Source organism: candidate division KSB1 bacterium, from assembly GCA_034506255.1.
Lineage (GTDB): Bacteria > Zhuqueibacterota > Zhuqueibacteria > Zhuqueibacterales > Zhuqueibacteraceae > Coneutiohabitans > Coneutiohabitans thermophilus.
Genome location: JAPDPX010000004.1, coordinates 1 through 18,951 on the forward strand (window position 1 = coordinate 1; position 18,951 = coordinate 18,951).

Below are 18,951 nucleotides of genomic sequence, written 5' to 3' on the forward strand. Positions count from 1 at the left end.
TGGTTGAGAATGCCATTCGACCGGTGGCATTGGGTCGCAAGAATTATCTCTTTGCCGGCTCGCATGAAGGCGCCAAACGCGCCGCGATGATTTACACCCTGGTGGCCACCGCCAAGCTGCATCAGGTGGAACCCCTGGCTTATCTGCGCGATATTCTCAGCCACCTGCCCGACCATCCCATCACCCAGATCGCCGCGCTGCTTCCGCAAAACTGGCGCACGCCGACTTCTTGAGATTGGGCCCTGCCCCAGTCGCAAGAGGCTTGATGATTTGATATTTCCTGCCACCAGCGTATTTTCCCCCGCTGTCGCTCGTTCGCTGCAATACTGCTCCCTGTCCGGAGAGGGCCTTTCTCAGAAGATCTATCCCGGCCACAGTGTTGTTGGCTGAATTGCCATTCGGTTGCCATTTCCGGCTGGTCGCCACAAAAGCGCGCGCTGAAAAAAGTTCAAAAATATCTCTTACTGTGGCAAGCTTCAAGATGGGTTCACCGGGTGGATACGGGTCACGCGCCAAAATGGAAGTGACGATCCCGGACAAGCCGTCGAAGCTCTTGCGCATGTCGGTGGCATGGGAATAGAGATAAAATCTCAGGCCGGGAGAGAGTGCGATCATGGCTCTACTCCGGCGGCGCGCAACAGGCGGGTGAGCAATTGCACAGCGATGTCGCCCGAGAAATGGACCAACACGCCGTTGGGAAACTCCAGGGTGCAGGATGCGGCGCGGTGGGCGGTCGGTTCAAGCTGGAGCGGAACGAAGCCGGGGGCGGCAGGGCGCAAATTGGGGGCTTGGCTTTCAGCGGCACGGTACTTTCGCAGCCAGGTGAGAAACGTGGGGTAAGCCAGTTTTTCCCGCTGGCAGAATTGTTTCTGAGTCAGACCGCTGGCGAGATACTTTTTGATGAGGGCAAGACGCGCCGCGGGACACACCCGCCGTCTGCGAGACCACATGGGACTCCTCCTGGTGAATTTTGCGCAAAGATACGCAGCGATTCACCAAGAGGAAAGATGCGGTTCACCGAGGGGATACGTGGCAACAGCAGTAAGATGAAATGGCAGAAACAAGCAGGCGGGATTTCATCAAAAATATTTGGCTCTGAATTTTGCAACCAGATCGATCCCATCAGCGGGGAACGCCGATTGGATCGCGACGCCCGACCACCCAGTAGGTGGTGCATAAAAAATTTTGCAAACAAACGTGCGGTTAACTCCGACAGGGTTGCACTTCACACACGCCATTTCTTCCGTACCACAGCAAACCAGCATGCAAAATTCAGGCAGCACAACAGTGATTCCAGCCTCGGTGTCAGAGTCAAACACAAACAATCCGCCCACGAAAACGGAAATCTCACGGAAAAAGCCATTTCGTGGGAGAAAAGCCGTGACGCCGTCGGCAAACAGGCGAATTTCACAGTCAGGGCGGTCCCACATTTGAAATAAAGAACTGACGGAGTTTTGTGCACACGCCATTCATTCCGGGGGCAGAGCAAGCCAGCATGCAAAATTTCAGGTGAAAAATTAATGACATGGTGCAAGGGATTCCCGGTCGAGTATATGAAGCGCTTCACCCGGAGCAAAGACATCGTCTGTCGCGGGGATACCGCAGGCAGACAGGCATTTTCACCCGGGCTGTTCGCGCCTTCGTCGTGATGCAATGGCGCATTGCCGGCCGATTAAAAGCCCATGGGGACCGTGATTTGACCAGTGAGAATGTCTTGTTTGACTTTCTCCACCCGGGCCGCCACGGCAGGAGGGATGACGTGCTGCAAGGCCGGGTTGATCACGAGCGCGACGACGTTTTCCTTCATGCCCATGCGCATGATTTTCGCTTTGAAGGTTTTCTCCTTGACGGCACGGGCGACGTTGAGAAAAGCCTGCGGCACATCCAGCACCGCGCTCGCCAGAACCACCTGCGGTGCCACTTCGTTTTGATTCTTGTTGGAGCCAAAAACATAGACGCCGCCGCGCTCCTGTGCCGCTTGAAACACACCCAGGCCGGCGGCATCGGCATTTTGGAAAATGAAATCGGCGCCCTGGTCGATCAGTGCCAGCGTGGCCTCCTTGGCGGCGCCCACATCCTCCCAGTTGCCGATGAAGCTCTGCACCACGACGAAGTCCGGCTTGACGGATTGCGCGCCCGCCGCCAGCGCCTGAAAGCCGCTCTTCACCGAGGGGATTGCCATGCCGCCGACGCAACCTGCCTTGCCTGTTTTCGACAGCAGCGCCGCCATGACGCCCATGAGATAGGTCGCCTGCTCGATCTCGAACACCAGCGGCGCCACATTGGGGCGCACGGTGGTGCCGCTGCTGGTGATGAACACCGTGTTGGGGAAATCCGGCGCCACGGCTGCCGCGGCATCTTGAAACTCGAAGCCGTGGCCGAAGACGATATTGAAGCCGCGGCTGGCATAATCACGAAAACCCTGCTCGAATTGCGCGGGGGTTTTCACCTCGATTTGCGAAATCTCCGCCTGCAACTCGTCGCGAATGCGCCGCAGACCCTCGTAGGCGCTGGCATTCCACCCCGCGTCGCTCACCGGGCCGGGCGAGAGCAGCGCGGCGCGAAAGGCCGCCGGCGGGGCGGGCTGTGATTGACAACCAGGCAGCAGCACTGCCGTCATTCCGCAAAACAGACCGAGCAGTGACCATCGTTTCATGGGAATTCAATCCCGATGAATGGGGAAAAATGTGATGTTTGATTTTGTTGGTGGCGTCGCCGGCGGGTTCGGTGGCACTGCCGCACTAACGCCTCTCCGCCAGTCGTTTCAGCAATTGAATCTGTCCGGCATGATAAAGATCGTGCGCTGCAATGCCGGTAAGCACGGTGAAGTTGTCGAGCTTGCTGCCCGCCGGAATTTCACGCAGACGGCCGGGAGCGAGTCCGGCAACGGCCGTGCGCAGCACCTGATGCATGTCCTCCAGCAGTTTGACGTCGGCTTTCCACGCCGCCTCGGTCAACTCCTGTGGCCGCACGAACCAGTTGGATCCTTTTAGGGGAAAGGAGCCGCGCGCTTCGCCCAAGAGCCGGCGGCGCACGGCATATTTCCAATAGGCCGCATGAGTGACGATCTCCCAAATGTTGTGGCGTTTGGGATTGGGCCGCCATGCCGCGGTTTTGGCGGAGAGTCCCCGAATGGCGCCGCGCAGATTGGTGCCATGCCACGATTTGTGATCGTAGGCCTGGTCGATGATCGCCAGCAGGAAGGCGATGGCAGATGAGGTGAGCTTGTCATTCATGGCAGTGCCTTCGGTTGCCTTGACCGGCAGCGGCGTGAGCCGCCAAATTGTAAAAGGAGCATGGCGATTTGGGCTGAGGCGCGGTTGTCGAGGTTGCGGGCGCCCGCCAACTCCTGGATTGCAATACCACGGTCTGATCGTTGCGGGAATGTTTTGCTCACAGCATTTCGCGTCTCACAGAGCCAAGGGTTCACGGCCAGCCTTGCCACGCAGGGCAAAAACCGGCGAGGCGTGCACGGCGCTCTCATGGAGGTGCGGCTTCACCCTCCGGCAGCACGCGCGGCAAGCCTTTGTTGTCGAAATGCACCCTCCTGCCGAAGAGCTCACGCGTGGTATCGGAGAGATGGCCGAGGAGGCCAAGCACCAGGCCGCCGGCAAGGAAGAGAATGCCCGCCCACAAGGCCAGCTTGCGGCGTCGCGGATGGCGCTCCGGGTTGCGGTCGAGCAGCGGTAAAAGCAGCAGAAAGAGTACGAGGAGGCCGTTGCCCAACACCCCCAGCCAGCCGGGCACATATTTCAAGCTTTGATACACCGGCAGAAAATACCATTCCGGTTTGATGCCGGTGGGCGTGACCAGCGGATTGGCGGCCTCGCCAAGATGCGGTTTGCGGCAGAGGGCAACCGCCACCAGCACGGCAAGTGCGCTGTAGGCGATCAGGACTTCGCGTTTGAAGTGATCGGGGTAGTAGGGTCGGGCGCCCGCAGCGCGCAGTTGCTCCTCGGTTGACGGCGGCTCATCGGTGCGCGTCAGCGGCGCAATGCCGTGATAGCGCACCAGGAACAAGTGCAGCGCCAGCAGCGCGAACAGCGCCATGGGCAACACCACCACATGCAGCGCGAAGAAGCGGGTAAGCGTCAACTCGCTCACCGTTTCGCCGCCGCGCACGAGCTGAAGCAGGAAGGGCCCGAGCAGGGGCACTTCCTTGGTGGTGTCGGTGGCGACCACCGTGCCCCAGTAGGCCACCTGGTCCCAGGGCAGGAGATAGCCGGTGAGCGTGAACAGCAGGGTGACAAGCAACAGTCCCATGCCGGCCATCCAGGTCAGTTCGCGCGGCTTTTTGTACGCGCCGGAGAAATACACGCGCAGCAGATGCAGCAGCACCACGGTGACGATGAAGGATGCGCCCCACACGTGCATTTGACGGATGAATCCGCCGAGCGTCACCTTTTCGGTAATGAATTGCACGCTGTGGTAGGCGGTTTGGGCGCCGGGCTTGTAGTAAAAGAGCAGCAGGAGGCCGGTGCCGAGCTGCATCAGGAACAGCAGGAGGGCGGTGAATCCCAGGGTGTGCAACCAGTTGACGTGACGGGGTTGCAGCTCGGAGAGTTGCTCGTGCGTGAAACGACGGAGAAATTCCAGCGGCAGTCTTTCAGCCAGCCAGGCTTTCACAGCCATGCAGTTTGATCCGGTTTGGCTCAGCGTTCACATCGAACGGCGGGGTGGCACGGCGCCGGGTCCGGTGATCCCGGCGGGATTGTCGGATGATCCGGCATGGGTCAGGAGATGATGATTTTGCCGTCTTCTTCGACCTTGACGTTCAGGCGCGGCAGCGGCCGGGGTGGCGGGCCGTCCAGCACACTGCCATCGAGATCATATTCACCGCCATGGCACGGGCAGCGAAAAATCTGCTCATCCTCGATGTAGGAGACCGTGCAGCCAAGATGGGTGCAGACCGCGGACAGCGCCAGCAGCTCGCCGTTCTGGCGCTGGACAATGACCGGCGAACCGAGAGCGACGCCGCTTTTGAACTGGCCCTCGCCGATCTCTTTTGCCAGGATGGGCTGCCCCGCCATATTGGAGAATTGGCGCGTGCCGCTGATGAAGTTCCTGTTGGGATAAAGGTAGGCGAGTGCCGACCCGGCGAAGGCGAGAGCAGTGCTTCCAAAAAGGGCGGCGAAAATTCTGTCGAAAAACGTGCGTCGTGTCATCGGTCACCTCGGCTGGTACGCAACGGGCCCCTCTCCGGCTCGCAGGCGTGCCGGCAGGCCGAAACGCGCACAGTATAACCAGCGGGTTTTAGAAATTCAACAGGAAATTGCCCGGGCGGCAAAATAACAGTTGCGCTGCACAGGCCGGTTTATTATATTGCGCCCGTTTCAAAACCGGCTGGGCTGTGATTCATTGTGCAAGGTTTCTTGTTCTCTTGGACTGCAGCAAAGTGGAGGCAGTATGACATACATCATCGCTGAACCCTGCGTTGATGTGATGGACAAAGCGTGTGTGGATGTTTGTCCGGTGGATTGCATATACGAGCTGGACAAAACCCAACTGCAGGAAGGCGATCCGGCCTACAAAAACATGCTCTACATTCATCCACAGGAATGCATCGATTGCGGTGCGTGCGAGCCGGAATGTCCGCCGCAGGCGATCTTCGCGGAGAGCGAAGTGCCGGCCAAATGGGCGGAATACATCGACTACAACTATCGCGCGTTCGGTCTCAGCCGCTGAATCTGCTGCCTCAACTCTGACCCTGCTCACCGGCGCGGCCTCCCCCGCGGCGCGCGGGTGACGTTCGGATCACGGGAACTGCACAAGGAAGTCATGAGTTGCTGGCTTCCTTTTTTGTTTGCTTATGATTCAATGCAAAAGCATCTATGCGAAAGCCGGGGAGGGTGACGGCGTGCGCATTTTCGTAGATCGGCTCTGGCCGGAGGGGGTCAGCACACGCGCGGCGGCGGTGTCGCAATGGCTGAAGGAACTCGCCCCCTCCTATGAGCTGTGGCGGCATGGCTATGATCTCGACCAATGGCCGCAATACCGCCAGCGCTACCGCGCCGAGCTGAATGCGAAAGACAAACGGCCGCTGCTCGAACGGTTGCAACAGATGGTGCGTGAGGGGCCGGTCACCCTGCTCTACGGCACCTCGGACCCGCAACGCAACAATGCAGTGATCATCAAGGAGCTGTTGGAGAGCTGGCAGGGCTGAATCTGCCAGTGGCTGATTCACGGCATGCCACAGGATGATGTGAAGATGGAGAAGTTGCGCATTTATGTTTCATCCGTGCCGTCCGCCTCCGCGGACGGCGCGAGCAACACCTCCCGGGAGCCTGACATGTGCCCGCCGTGCGCGGAAGCATGATCAGGCTCTGGTGTTTTTGCCGAAACCGGCTGACCACCCCGCCGCTGGCCGCAGGTTTCGGTTGAGGGTTTGCAAGGAACGTTTTGCCAGGATGGATGCTGCGGAATACCGTACCGATGCCTTCGGAGTGGAGGAGTATTCAATTGCAGGCAGTTCACCCCAGCAATTCAGGAGGCAAAATGGCTTGGCATGACTTCATCATTGATGATGACAATGTGATCCGGGAAATCCTCAAAAACAGCCACGTCATTGCCGTGGTTGGCATCAAGGATGAAAGCCGGCTTCACGAAGCAGCGCACACAGTTCCCGCCTATCTGCATTCCCGCGGTTACAAGATCATCCCCGTGAATCCCCGTTATGAGTCGGTGTTTGGCATACGCTGCCTCGCGTCGCTGGAGGACATTACCGAACCGGTTGACATTGTTCAGATCTTTCGCGCGCCCAAAAACGTCATGCCGCATGCGCTGCAGGCACTGCAGATGAAGCCAAAACCCAGGGTCTTTTGGATGCAGACCGGCATTCGCCATCAGGAAGCGGCCCACAAGCTCGCCGCGGCCGGCATCCAGGTGGTGCAGGATCACTGCATGTACATGGATCATTTGCGGCTGTTGCGGGCGGCAGCCTGAGATTCCCACCCCGTGCATCATGTTGACGGCAGGGTATTCCGCCGGGGTTGGCGCGTCGTGCCGGCCGGCGGCATACCCCGCCACTCACGTCCTCTTTCACCAATTCCAGCCGATCATGAAAATCTACGTCACTCGACCCATCCCCCAGGCGGGGCTTGACCTGCTGCGCGCGGCCCATCCGGGCTTTGAGATGAACCACGAAGACCGCGTGCTCACCCGCGCCGAGCTGCTCGACCGTGTCCGGGGCTGCGACGGCCTGTTGACGCTGCTCACCGACCGCATCGACGCCGAGCTGCTGGACGCCGCCGGCCCGCAGCTCAAGGTCGTGGCGAACTATGCCGTGGGTTTCGACAACATCGATTTGCAGGCGGCCACGGCCCGCGGCATTTTGGTCACCAACACCCCCGGGGTGCTGACCGAGGCCACGGCAGATCACGCCTGGGCTCTGCTGTTCGCGATTGCCCGCCGCATTCCCGAATCCGAGCGGTTTTTGCGGGCGGGCAAGTTCAAAGGCTGGGGCCCGCTCATGTTTCTTGGCGGCGATGTCACCGGCTGCACTCTGGGCATTGTCGGTGCCGGCCGCATCGGTCACGCCATGGCCCTGCGCAGCCGCGGCTTCAACATGCGCGTGCTGTACACGGATGAGACGCCCAATCCCGTGCTGGAGCAGGAGATCGGTGCGCGCCGCGTGCCGTTGCCGGAGCTGTTGCGCGAATCGGATTATGTCTCCCTGCACGTGCCGCTGCTGCCCGGCACGCGCCATCTCATCAACGCCGACACGCTGCGGCTGATGAAACCCACCGCGTATCTCATCAACACCAGCCGCGGTCCGGTGGTGGACGAGGCCGCGCTCGCCGCCGCGCTGCGGCAGGGCCGCCTGGCGGGCGCCGCCCTGGATGTCTTCGAAAACGAGCCCGCTGTTCACCCCGATTTGCTCACCCTTGAAAATGTGGTTTTGACCCCGCACACCGCCAGCGCCACCATTGCCACCCGCGGCAAAATGGCGACCATGGCGGCCAACAATCTTCTTGCCGGTTTGCGCGGCGAAAGGCCGCCCAATCTGGTCAATGTGGAAGTGTGGGGCAGGCATCGCAGGTAAACAGAACCGGTTTGCGGCCCGCCAACCGCAGACCTTATTGGGTACGGACGGGAGGAGGAAAACGTGGAGTTGCTCAACCGGCTGGTGGTGGCGACACTGCCGCTGGTGCCCAAGCCCCTGGTGCGCCGCGTCGCGAATCGTTACATCGCCGGCGACCAAATTGCCGATGCCGTGCGCACCGTGCGCGCGCTCAACCAGCGCGGCATGATGGCGACGCTCGACATTCTCGGCGAACACGTCTCCCGGCGCGACGAGGCGACGGCCACCGCGGCAAGCTATCTGCATGCCCTCGAAACCATCGACCGCGAAAAGCTCGACAGCAACATCTCGATCAAGTTGACCGCCTTCGGCCTGAAGCTGGATTTCGACTTCTGCGTGGAGAATGTCCGGCGGGTGGTGCAGCGCGCGCAGGAGCTGGGCAACTTTGTCCGCATCGACATGGAGGATTCCTCCTGCACCAGCGACACACTGCGTCTCTACGAACTGCTGCGGCAGGAGTTCAACAACGTCGGCACGGTGATCCAGGCCTATTTGCGGCGCTCGCTGCAGGATGTGCGCCAGTTGCTCGCCGACGGCAAGCCCACCAATCTGCGACTGTGCAAGGGCATCTACGTCGAGCCGCGCCGCCTGGCCTACAAGAACCGCGAGTTGATCAACAAGAATTTCACTTACCTGCTGCATGAGTTGCTGCACCGCGGCGCCTATGTCGGCATTGCCACCCATGACGAGCGCCTGGTGTGGGACGGCATGCGCCTGGTGGATGAATTGAAGCTGCCGCCCACCGCCTACGAATTTCAAATGCTGCTGGGCGTCGATGAAGAGCTGCGCGACGTCATCGTGAATGCCGGCCATCGCCTGCGCATCTATGTGCCGTTTGGCCGGCAATGGTACGCCTACTCTGTGCGCCGGCTGCAGGAAAACCCCCAAATCGCCGGCTATGTCATGCAAAAATTTCTGGGTTTGAAATCCTCCTGAAACAGTTGCCGCGCGCTCCACTGTTTGCGCACCGGCCGGGCTGTGGCAAAGCCCCCTCTGTCGGGATGAAATCTCCGTCCCTTCTGGCAGGCTGCACACCGGTGTGCGCGTGCTGGATAATTGGGCAGGTGCAGACGCAATTCTGTGCGGGGCAGGATGCTCACAGAAGCGCGCCCCGTCAGGATCAGTGCCCCCGCCCGGAACATGCGGTCAAATCCCCGGATTTGCCCTGAGCGCGGGCAGTTCGCGCAAAACGAGCCTCGGTTGTCCCGGCAGCAAAAAGCAACTCCCGCAGAAGAAAAGCGTCGTGCGGGAGTCGTTTTTTCGATGGCCGGGCCGGGGTATGCCATATCCACCCGCCTCGTCATCCAGCGAGGAGCCGGAGCAGAGTGGGGCACGGGGCGTCGGGAACCTCGCAGGATTTTGTCTGCAAGTCGCGGCCTCCGGTCAGGCAGGGTGACACAACCTCAGGCGAAGATGATCCACAGCACGCCGATGGTGGCCGCCAGAACAAGCGAGAGAAGGATGTTGATCTGATGCTGTTTTTTCATGCCGGCGTTCGCCGTCGCGCTGCGGGCGGATACCGGCGTGGTGGCAAAAGTCAATCCGGCAATATGATCCCGGGAGGGCGCCCGGGTGAGCAGGCTCACGCCGATGAGAATGGCGGTGCAGATCACGAACAACAGCACGGCAAAGTGCAGGAAATTGATCTCGGCGAGCCAGGCCCACAGCGTGCCGTCCGGCAGGCCGGTTTTGTCGATGCCGTTGGCCAGCTCCAAAATCAGCCGCAACGCGCCCAGCACGAAACCGCTCAACAGTGCCGCGATGGCGCCGTTGCCATTGAGCCGGGTGAGGAACAGGCCAAAGAGGAAACAGGCGGCAATCGGCGGCGCAATGTAAGCCTGCACGCTTTGCAGGTAAATGTACAACTGGGAGGAGATGTATTTCATGAACGGCACCCACATCAACCCGAGCACCACCAGCACGCCGGTGGCGACGCGGCCCACCATGACCAACTGGTGCTCGCTGGCGCCGGGATGCAACTTTTTGTAGAGATCCCAGGTGATCAGGGTCGAGCAGGAGTTGAACACCGAGCTGAGTGAGCTCATCAGCGCGGCCAGCAACCCGGCGATCACCAGGCCCTTCAACCCAATGGGCAGAACGCGGGTGACCAGGCTGGGAAAGGCGCGGTCGGCGGTGGCGGAGGTGATGTCTTGGAAAAGGGTCACTGCGATCATGCCGGGCAGCACGAAGATGAAGACCGGCAAAATTTTGAGAAAACTGGCGAAGATCGTTCCCCGCCGTGCCTGTTCGAGATTGCGCGCGGCGAGCACGCGCTGCACGATGTATTGATCCGTGCACCAATACCAAATCCCCAGGATGGGCGCACCGAAGACGATGCCGGTCCAGGGAAAATCCGGATGACTCACCGGCTTCCACATCGAAAAGAAATCTGCGGGCAGGCTGGCGGTCAGCTTTTGCCAGCCGCCGACCTCCACCAGCCCCATGACGGTGAGCGTCACCGATCCCAAGATCAACACGAAGGTTTGAATCACCTCGGTGTAGACCACCGCGCGCAGGCCGCCGGCGATGGTATAAAGCCCGGTGACGATCACCAGGGCAATGGCGCTGGTGAGCATGTCCATGCCGGTCAGCTCGCGAATCACCACCGCACCGGCATAGAGCGTGACACTGATCTTGGTGAGCACGTAGCCGATGATGGACACCGTGGCCAGATACCAGCGCGCTGCAGCGTTGTAGCGCTGTTCAAGAAACTCGGGCATGGTGTACACGCCGCTGCGCAAATAAAAAGGCACAAACAGCCAGCCCAGCAGCAGCAGAATCAAACAGGCCAGCCATTCGAAGTGACCCACTGCCAGGCCGCCGGCAGCCCCGGAACCGGCCAGGCCCACCAGATGTTCACTGCCGATGTTGGAGGCGAACAAACTCGCGCCCACCACCAGCCAGCCGACATCCCGGCCGGCGAGAAAGTAATCCGCGCTTTCCTCCTTGCCTTTGCGGAAGGCCCAGTAGCCGATTGCCAGCATGAGCGCAAAATAGCCGGCGATGATGAGCACATCGACAAGGTGCACCGATCCCATCTTCCTTCCTCCTCCTTAAATTTTTTAGAGTCACTCGTGGTTTGGTATGAGCCGGACTGCGGTGGCACAACCGCGACGCCGCCCGGGCCCTGGAACCAATCCGCTTCGACCGGCGTCCGCAGTTTGGACTTGCAGGCATGCCGCCCCTGCCGCGGAAGGGCGCGCAGCATGAAAAAGCGCCGCACGGACCTGGCAGACAACAACAAGGTCAAAAGGTTTTTGCGTGGCAACAAGCTAACAAGCGAAAAGGAAGAAAGCAAGGGGCGGCCCCTCTGCATCCGCAGGCGGCTGTGCAATACCGTGGCCGCCTGTGGCCAGGCCGTGCGTGTTCCAGCCGCCGCCACGCCCTTTTGTTTTATCGTTTAAAATCGTACCATCGCGCTGTCGCTCGTGCAACACCAAAAAACCTGCAGGAGAGTATGCAAACATGACCGAAACAGAACTTCCCGTACCGGCGCATTTCAATCCCGCAAGCGTGGGTGAAGTGTGGCGCGTACCCTATCAGGAGCGCGCGCGCGCTGCCGAGGCCTGGGCGCGGCAGCACGGCATCATGCCGGCCGCACGCGACCGGTTCCGCATCTGTCTGCTCACCGTGGATGTGCAGAACACCTTTTGCGTTCCCGGGTTCGAATTGTTTGTCGGCGGCCGTTCCGGCCGGGGCGCGGTGGAGGACAACCGCCGCCTGTGCGAATTCATCTACCGCAATTTGCACCGCCTGACGCAAATCTGCCCCACCCTGGACACCCATCAGGCCATGCAAATTTTTCATGCGATTTTCCTGGTGAATGAGCAGGGCGAACATCCCGCGCCCTACACCCTGATCTCCGCTGCAGACGTGGCGCAGGGCAAATGGCGGTTCAATCCCGCGGTGGCCGACAATCTCCAGCTCGACGTGCAGGAGGGGCAGCAATACTTGCAGCATTACGTCGAAACACTGCAGCGCGGCGGCAAATATGCGCTCACCATCTGGCCCTATCACGCCATGCTGGGCGGCATCGGCCATGCCCTGGTCTCCGCGGTCGAGGAAGCCATCTTCTTTCACAGCATGGCGCGTCACAGCCAGCCGGATTTTCAAGTGAAGGGCAACAACCCTCTCACCGAAAATTACTCCGTGTTGCGGCCCGAGGTGCTCACCGGCCCGCACGGCAAGATCATTGCCCACAAGAATACGCGGCTGCTCAACAAGCTGCTGGAGTTCGATGTGGTGATCATCGCCGGCCAGGCCAAGAGCCATTGCGTGGCGTGGACCATCGCGGATCTGCTCAACGAAATGGGGGGTACGGATCCCGCGCTCGCCCGCAAGGTCTACCTGTTGGAAGACTGCACCTCCCCGGTGGTGGTGCCGGGCGTGATCGACTACACCGATGAAGCCGAAGCCGCGTTCCGCCGCTTTGCCGAAGCCGGCATGCACGTGGTGCGCTCCACCGAACCCATCGCCTCCTGGCCGGGGATTGCCTGATGACCGCGCCGCTCACGGCACGCTGCTGCCGCCTGCGTGCCGGTCTTCTCTGTTTTGTGATCGCCACTGCCGGCCATGCGCAAAAGATGGTCGATTTGCAGCGCTTTGCCGGGCTGCCGCGGCTGCCGATCGCGCCCGACACGCTGGCTCTGTTGCTGGTGGAATTCGATGATGTGACCCATGCCTGGTATGATTCCGCCGGCGTTCGCATTCCTTTTGACCGTGTTTACCGCTGGCGGGATTTCCACAATATGATGGCCTCCCGCGGCTGCTACTTCACCGAACACACCGGCATGCGCTCGCCCGAGGGCGAGCCGGTGTTCGGCAGTTTCGTCGATTACTTTGCCGACATGTCGGGCGGCAAATATGTCCCGGTCGTGCAGATTCTCAATGACTCCACTGCCGACGGCCTGCCGCGCTGGCTGCCGCTGGGTGCGCGCAAAACGGCTTATTTTGGCGCGGCCAACTGGGACAAGCTTTACCAACATGCCCGCCAGGCAGCCGCCCGCCACGGCCTTGATGTGCGCATCACGCCACAGCGCCGGATGGTCATCATTTATGCCGGCAACCGCCGCGGCAAGGGCGCCCGCCTCTTCGGGGTGTGCGACGCGCGGCCGCTGCCGGAATTCTTTTTCTCCTCCGAGCGCTGGACCTTCACCGGCGGCGCCAACGATTACGACGAGGCACGCCATGCCCGCCTCTCCCACATGGGGCCGTTTTGTCATGAAATGAATCACATGCTTGGTGAGATGCACCATGATGTCGCCCTGTGGGACATGATGGGCAACGGCCACAAGAACAGCGTGGCGGGCGGTTTTGGCAACTGTCCCGCGCCTCTCAATCCGTGGTTTCGCGCCCGCCTGGGCTGGCTGGCGTTGCATGAAATGCCCTGCAATCGCAGGGTCACGCTCGTGTACGGCGACGCGCGCCACAATTTCTACTTGTGGCAGGTGCCACAGCAGGGCTTTGCGCTGCTGTTCGAGCATCGCCGCTATCATCGCGGTTATGATCGCGGCCTGCCCGGCCGCGCCGCCGGAGAGGCCGGCGGCCTGCTGATTTGGCGCATCAGCGGGGGCTCCAGCGATTTGCTCGAAGCCGACGGCCGCAGCGGCGAAGACAATGCAGTGCACGACATTTTTCGCGTGACCTCGGCCCCCGCGGATACCACCCGCGACCTGTTGCTGCGGCGCCGCCCCCTGCCACTCGCCTCTCTCACCCGGCTGCACAAACAGGTGCCGGGGCTCGCCGTCGAAATTCTCCAGCAGCGCGGCGACACGCTGAAGCTGCGGGTGAAATGCCCCTGAATCGTTGTTGTTTGCCAGCGGGATTTTCTCTATATTGCGCGCCGTCTGAAGCTTTCGCGATCTTGCACCGTTCATCAAACTGGGATGCTGCCATGTTTCACCTCGCCTCCGCCGAAGACATTCTCTCCGGCCAGGTCACCGACGTGTACTTTCAGCGCACCCGGCAAATGCTCACCGAGCTGGGCAGGGATGCGCACGTTGCGGTGGAATTCATTCTGAAAAAATTTCCCCGACCCAACAACTGGGGCATCTTCGCCGGCCTGGAGGAGGCCATGACGATTCTCCGGCGGTTGCCGGTGTCGGTTGACGGCTTGCCGGAGGGTTCATTGTTTTTCGAAGACGAACCGGTGCTCACCATCGAGGGGCGCTACCTTGACTTCGGGCCGTTTGAAACCGCGCTGCTCGGCCTGCTCAGCCAGGCCACCGGCGTGGCCACACGGGCGGCGCGCTGCAAGAAGGCTGCCGCCGGCCGGCCGGTGATCAGCTTCGGTGCGCGGCGCATGCACCCCGCCATCGCGCCGATGATCGAACGCAACGCCTTCATCGGCGGTTGTGATGGCGTGGCCTCCGTGGCCGCGGCCAATCTGCTCAACATCAAGCCCTCGGGAACGATCCCGCACGCCTTCATTTTGCTGGTGGGTGACACCGTTGCCGCGGCCCAGGCCTTCGACCGCTATATCGAACCGGACGTGCCGCGCGCGATTTTGATCGACACCTTCAATGACGAAAAGTTCGAAGCGCTGCGCGTCGCCGAGGCACTCGGCGACCGGCTCACCTACATCCGGCTGGACACTCCCAGCAACCGCCGCGGTGACTTCGTCAGCCTGGCGCGCGAAATCCGCTGGGAGCTCGATTTGCGCGGCTATCAGCACGTGAAGATCTTCCTCTCCGGCGGCATCGATGAGGAAAAAATCCTGCAATACAACGTCATCGCCGATGCCTATGGCGTCGGCACCGCGATTTCCAATGCGCCGGTGATGGATTTTGCCATGGACATCGTCGAGATCGACGGCAAGCCCGTCGCCAAGCGCGGCAAGAAATCCGGCCGCAAGCATCTCTGGCGCAATCGCACAACCGGCGAGCGCATCGTGCAGCCGGTGGCGCATGAAGTGAACGGCGACATGGAACCGCTGTTCATTCAGATGATGCGCAACGGCAACGTGCTGTACCAGCCCCAGCCGCCCACGGTGATCCGCAAATATGTCTTGCAGCAGTTGCAGCAGGTTGAGCTTTCCGGCATGTGACGCCCAGAAAATTTTTGCAGCGGCCGGCGGCGGGCAAGTCATCGCTGCCGCGGTTCACCCCGCCAGCTCTGCAAGCGCCGGGACGTTGCACATCACTTCGTGACGCGGCCAGCATACCGCAACCAAATGGAAGCACGAAGCCGCGAAGGCCGCAACGCGTGTATTGCTTTGCATTCCCGGCGTCTCGCAGTTTTCAAAAGCTCCGCGGTCACGACGGTTTTCGCGCCCCCCCGCCGTGGCCGGGCTGTCATTCTTGGATGAGAATCCACCCATTTGAAAGTTTTCGAAAGCGTCGTGCGCCCCGCTGGCCTGCGGGGCGCAGTGCGACGCCCTGAACACGTCTTTTGCGTTTTCACACTTCTTTGCCTCCCGGGGCGCCAGGAGGCCGGCGTCATGTCCATACCCTCTTCCGGCTTCGAGCCGATCGATCACACGGCGGATGTCGGCTATCGCCTTTACGCCGCCACCCTGCCGGAATTGTTCATCGTCGCGGCGCGTGCCCTGTTCGATGCCATCACCGATTTGGAAACGATCCGGCCCGTGTTGGCGCGCACGATCAGCGTCACTGCCAGCGACGTGGAAGCGCTGCTGGTTGCCTGGCTGGCCGAGTTGAATTTCCACTGCCTCACCGGCCTGGAAGTCTTTTCACAATTCAAGATCGAAAAATTTTCCCCCACCGCCCTCACCGCCCTGGCCCGCGGCGAAAGGATCGATCTGCAACGTCACACAATCAAAACCGAAATCAAGGCGGTAACCTATCACGGCCTGCATCTGCGCGAAACCGCCGCCGGCTGGGAAGCGCAGGTGATTTTTGATGTGTGACGCGGAACGCGCCTCCCTGCCGCACACGATGATTGGCGCACAGGCATCCTGCCGGCATGGGGAAACATGCCGGAATTCTGCACTGTGTTTGCTTTCCGGGAAAATGGCTTGGCATACGGCGTTTCTCAACCGCGGAAACACCGTGCGGTTTTCGAGCTGCAACCAAAATTTTTTGGACAGGTACTGCTTCCGTAGCGTGTGCGGACACAACGCAGACCTTATTGTCTGCAGGCAGGGAGGCCGGCGCCATGCCACACGTTACGTTGCTGAATTTTGCATGCCGGCTTGTTGCTGCCCCCGATAAATGGCGTGTTCACAAAACTCCGTGAAGAACGAACTGCCTGTAGACATGGGACTCCCACGTGTCTTCAAGCTCCTCCGGGAGTGGCTGTGGAGTTTCTCCTGATCTGGCGCGGTTTTTCGGGAGGGCCAAGCAAGTCACTCCTGCCGGAGTTGACCGCACGTTTGCGTGCAAAATTTTTTATGCACCCCCTGGGTGGTTGGGCGTTGCGATCAAATCGGCGTTGCTGGTGGAGGGGAGAAAGCTGGGTGCAAAATTTAAGTAGGGCTATTGGGCTGGCAGTCTGAGCCGCGGCCTTTTTAAGGAAAGGTGACGGCTCCGGCCTCTCAGGAAAGGGCTGCACCCTGCCCTGCCGGCAAACGATAAACTCGTCTTGCCCCTGCACGCGAGGCCTTTGCTTCTACTTCACTGACAGCGGTTGCCACCCGCGGGCTTGCAGCACGAGGATGGTGAGGAAACGAAACCGCCGCTTCCTGCCGGAGGAATCGCACGGCAGCGGACCCGGGTGGCCCGCCGCGCTGTCAGTCAAACAAAAACAATGCTTTTTTCCATTTCAACTTCGACCTTCTTGCCGGAATTCTTGCTTGTATCTCTTTGGCAATTTGCCTATTTTTCGCCACTTGCCCAGCAGCAGAAAGTTTCAGCCGAACTGTGCAAGCCGAACCGAAAGCTTAATCCTCATGACCCCAATTCGCTCTGCAGCCGACCGCCTGGCGTTACAATCCCAAATCCGTGAAAAGATTCGCGAAGTTCGCACCCGGGTGAAAATCAAAGCCCCGGAGTTTCCAGCCGGTGCGATCTGGTTGAATACCAGCCGCCCGCTCACGCTCGCCGAACTGCGCGGCAAAATCGTGCTGCTGGATTTCTGGACGTATTGCTGCATCAACTGTCTGCATGTGATGTCGGACCTGAAATATCTCGAAGAGAAATACGCCGGGCGCCCGTTTGCCGTCATCGGTGTGCACTCGGCGAAATTTCACAACGAGAAGGAAGCGGCGCACATCCGCCAGGCGATCTTGCGCCATGACATCGAACACCCGGTGGTGGTGGATCCCGACTACACAATCTGGCAATCCTACACCGTGCGGGCATGGCCGACGCTCATCCTGGTCGATCCGGAGGGCTATTTGCTCGGCGTTTTTTCCGGGGAAGGCAATCGCGAGATCCTGGACAACTATATCGAAGTCGGCCTGACGGTCTTTCAAGAAGAGGGCAAACTGGACAATACGCCCCTGCCGGTGCGACTGGAGCAGCCCGAGTGGCCGGAGTCCCTGCTGAGTTTTCCCGGCAAGATCGTTGCCGAGGCCCGCACGCAGCGCCTGGTGATCGCCGATTCGGGCCATCATCGCCTGCTGGTTTGCCGGCCGGACGGCACGATTCAGGAGATCATTGGCAGCGGTCTGGCGGGCAGTGCTGACGGTGATTTTGAAACCGCGCATTTCTTCCGACCGCAGGGCATGGCGTGGCACGGGGAGGATTTGATTGTCTGCGATACCGACAACCATTTGCTGCGCCGCGTGGATTTTGTCGGCCGCAGCGTGACGACCATTGCCGGCACCGGCGAACAGGGCGGCTACGGTCAGCGCGGCGGCCCCGGCCGCAAGATCGCACTCAATTCGCCGTGGGATATTTTCATTCATGGCGACACCGGTTACATCGCGATGGCCGGCCCGCACCAGATTTGGTCGATCGATCTGAAGACCAACCGGGTGGAGCCGTTTGCCGGCAGCGGCCATGAAGCCCGCCGTGACGGCGAGCGCCTGAGCGCGGCGTTCGCGCAGCCGAGCGGCATCACCGGGGAAGTGATCGGCAATGCGTTGCTGCGGCTGTTCATCGCGGACAGCGAGATTTCGGCGGTGCGCCAGATCGATCTGCGCACCGATAAAGTCGGCACCCTGGCGGGTGGCGATCTCTTTCAGTTCGGCGATCAGGACGGCAGCGGCGACAACGTGCGTCTGCAACACCCGCTGGGCGTTTGTTTCCATGACGGCAAAATCTTTCTTGCGGACACCTACAATCACAAGATCAAAGTGCTGGATCCGAATTTGCGTCTGTGCAAGACATTGGTGGGCGACGGCAGGCCCGGTCTGGAAAACGGCGCGGCCGCGCGCTTTTTTGAACCTTCGGGGCTGGCGCTGTTGCAGGGCCGGCTTTATGTGGCCGACACCAACAATCATGCGGTGCGGGTGGTTGATCTGCACACCCGGCAGACGACGACCCTGCGTCTGAAGCCCCAGGCCCTGCCGGTGGCGGAGCATCTGGTGATGATGGGCACGCCGGTGCAGCGCCTGCCCGAACAAACGCTGCAGCCGGGCGAGGCCACGCTGCGGATTCGCATCATCCTGCCGCCGCAGACGGAATTCAATCAAGGCGCGCCGCTGCAAATCTTGGTGCGCAGCCGGAACCAGGCGCTGCGCCCGCCCGGCAATGGCGTGACGCTGGCACCATCGCAGCCGGAGGTGACCCTGCCCCTGCAGGTTGCCGCCGCCGAGCAGGCCGCGGCTCTGCGGGTGGAATTGGTGTATTCCTACTGCGATCAGGCCGGTGGTCTGTGCCTGATGCGGCAGGCGGTTTATGAAATACCGGTTGCAATCGCCGGCACCGGCGGTCACCAATTGGAGCTAACTGATGCGCCGGTGGCAGGGCGCAGTCCGTTCGACGGCGAAAGCGCCAATCATCAAGTCGGTGCGGGCTTGTAATTAT

Annotated in this window: 19 protein-coding genes and 1 pseudogene; 13 read left to right on the plus strand and 7 right to left on the minus strand. The window is 60.8% G+C overall.

The genetic code is table 11. The features are described 5' to 3' along the window. A partial coding sequence (locus ONB52_08675) for a transposase domain-containing protein (protein ID MDZ7416218.1) occupies window positions 1–233 on the plus strand: 233 nt, incomplete at its 5' end. Here ONB52_08675 and ONB52_08680 read toward each other — a convergent pair. Together ONB52_08680 and ONB52_08685 are read right to left on the minus strand one after the other, a co-directional pair. Next, on the minus strand, window positions 181–615 hold the full coding sequence (locus tag ONB52_08680; protein ID MDZ7416219.1) for a hypothetical protein: 435 nt from the start codon (window positions 613–615) through the stop codon (window positions 181–183). The genes ONB52_08675 and ONB52_08680 overlap by 53 nt on opposite strands. Beyond that, window positions 612–950, minus strand: coding sequence for a transposase (locus ONB52_08685; protein MDZ7416220.1), 339 nt, complete (start codon window positions 948–950; stop codon window positions 612–614). Before ONB52_08685 ends, ONB52_08680 begins: the two co-directional genes overlap by 4 nt. Before the next feature lie 96 nt (window positions 951–1,046). Here ONB52_08685 and ONB52_08690 point away from each other — a divergent pair, with 96 nt between their 5' ends. Continuing rightward, on the plus strand, window positions 1,047–1,439 hold the full coding sequence (locus ONB52_08690; protein ID MDZ7416221.1) for a hypothetical protein: 393 nt from the start codon (window positions 1,047–1,049) through the stop codon (window positions 1,437–1,439). A 233-nt stretch (window positions 1,440–1,672) separates the two neighbouring features. On the opposite strand, the gene ONB52_08695 is transcribed toward ONB52_08690, so the two are convergent. The 4 genes from ONB52_08695 to ONB52_08710 all read right to left on the minus strand — a co-directional run bounded on the left by ONB52_08695 (window position 1,673) and on the right by ONB52_08710 (window position 5,165). Further along, window positions 1,673–2,656: a BMP family protein gene (locus tag ONB52_08695; GenBank protein MDZ7416222.1), complete on the minus strand. Its 984-nt coding sequence runs from the start codon at window positions 2,654–2,656 to the stop codon at window positions 1,673–1,675. Between the two features lie 85 nt (window positions 2,657–2,741). Next, on the minus strand, window positions 2,742–3,236 hold the full coding sequence (locus ONB52_08700; protein MDZ7416223.1) for a DinB family protein: 495 nt from the start codon (window positions 3,234–3,236) through the stop codon (window positions 2,742–2,744). A gap of 244 nt (window positions 3,237–3,480) precedes the next feature. Beyond that, complete coding sequence (locus ONB52_08705; GenBank protein ID MDZ7416224.1) at window positions 3,481–4,632, minus strand: cytochrome bc complex cytochrome b subunit; 1,152 nt, start codon at window positions 4,630–4,632, stop codon at window positions 3,481–3,483. 101 nt (window positions 4,633–4,733) lie between these two features. After that, window positions 4,734–5,165, minus strand: coding sequence for a ubiquinol-cytochrome c reductase iron-sulfur subunit (locus ONB52_08710; protein ID MDZ7416225.1), 432 nt, complete (start codon window positions 5,163–5,165; stop codon window positions 4,734–4,736). 241 nt (window positions 5,166–5,406) lie between these two features. Here ONB52_08710 and ONB52_08715 point away from each other — a divergent pair. The 5 genes and pseudogenes from ONB52_08715 (at window position 5,407) to ONB52_08735 (ending at window position 9,016) form a co-directional block, all read left to right on the plus strand. Then, window positions 5,407–5,646, plus strand: a pseudogene (locus ONB52_08715) (ferredoxin family protein). 163 nt (window positions 5,647–5,809) lie between these two features. Then, entirely contained in the window at window positions 5,810–6,163 is a 354-nt protein-coding gene (locus ONB52_08720) for a DUF488 family protein (GenBank protein ID MDZ7416226.1), read from the plus strand. A 332-nt stretch (window positions 6,164–6,495) separates the two neighbouring features. After that, complete coding sequence (locus ONB52_08725; GenBank protein ID MDZ7416227.1) at window positions 6,496–6,942, plus strand: CoA-binding protein; 447 nt, start codon at window positions 6,496–6,498, stop codon at window positions 6,940–6,942. Between the two features lie 115 nt (window positions 6,943–7,057). After that, entirely contained in the window at window positions 7,058–8,041 is a 984-nt protein-coding gene (locus tag ONB52_08730) for a D-glycerate dehydrogenase (GenBank protein ID MDZ7416228.1), read from the plus strand. A gap of 63 nt (window positions 8,042–8,104) precedes the next feature. Then, on the plus strand, window positions 8,105–9,016 hold the full coding sequence (locus ONB52_08735; protein MDZ7416229.1) for a proline dehydrogenase family protein: 912 nt from the start codon (window positions 8,105–8,107) through the stop codon (window positions 9,014–9,016). Window positions 9,017–9,483: 467 nt separating this feature from the next. Here ONB52_08735 and ONB52_08740 read toward each other — a convergent pair whose 3' ends face one another. Then, window positions 9,484–11,118 carry a sodium:solute symporter gene (locus tag ONB52_08740; protein MDZ7416230.1) on the minus strand — a complete coding sequence of 545 codons (1,635 nt, stop codon included), beginning with the start codon at window positions 11,116–11,118 and terminating at the stop codon, window positions 9,484–9,486. Window positions 11,119–11,286: 168 nt separating this feature from the next. Between ONB52_08740 and ONB52_08745 the strand changes: the two genes are divergently transcribed. The 6 genes from ONB52_08745 (at window position 11,287) to ONB52_08770 (ending at window position 18,947) form a co-directional block, all read left to right on the plus strand. Beyond that, the gene (locus ONB52_08745; GenBank protein MDZ7416231.1) at window positions 11,287–11,484 is read left to right on the plus strand and encodes a hypothetical protein; all 198 of its coding nucleotides are present in this window, start codon (window positions 11,287–11,289) and stop codon (window positions 11,482–11,484) included. 61 nt (window positions 11,485–11,545) lie between these two features. Then, entirely contained in the window at window positions 11,546–12,577 is a 1,032-nt protein-coding gene (locus ONB52_08750; GenBank protein ID MDZ7416232.1) for an isochorismatase, read from the plus strand. Continuing rightward, complete coding sequence (locus tag ONB52_08755) at window positions 12,577–13,881, plus strand: hypothetical protein (protein MDZ7416233.1); 1,305 nt, start codon at window positions 12,577–12,579, stop codon at window positions 13,879–13,881. The genes ONB52_08750 and ONB52_08755 overlap by 1 nt, the downstream gene beginning before the upstream one ends. Window positions 13,882–13,973: 92 nt before the next feature. After that, window positions 13,974–15,125 (plus strand): nicotinate phosphoribosyltransferase, encoded by a 1,152-nt coding sequence (locus ONB52_08760; protein ID MDZ7416234.1) that lies wholly within the window; start codon window positions 13,974–13,976, stop codon window positions 15,123–15,125. A gap of 393 nt (window positions 15,126–15,518) precedes the next feature. After that, on the plus strand, window positions 15,519–15,947 hold the full coding sequence (locus tag ONB52_08765; GenBank protein ID MDZ7416235.1) for an archease: 429 nt from the start codon (window positions 15,519–15,521) through the stop codon (window positions 15,945–15,947). A gap of 981 nt (window positions 15,948–16,928) precedes the next feature. Continuing rightward, window positions 16,929–18,947 carry a thioredoxin-like domain-containing protein gene (locus tag ONB52_08770; protein ID MDZ7416236.1) on the plus strand — a complete coding sequence of 673 codons (2,019 nt, stop codon included), beginning with the start codon at window positions 16,929–16,931 and terminating at the stop codon, window positions 18,945–18,947. Window positions 18,948–18,951 lie beyond the last annotated feature (4 nt).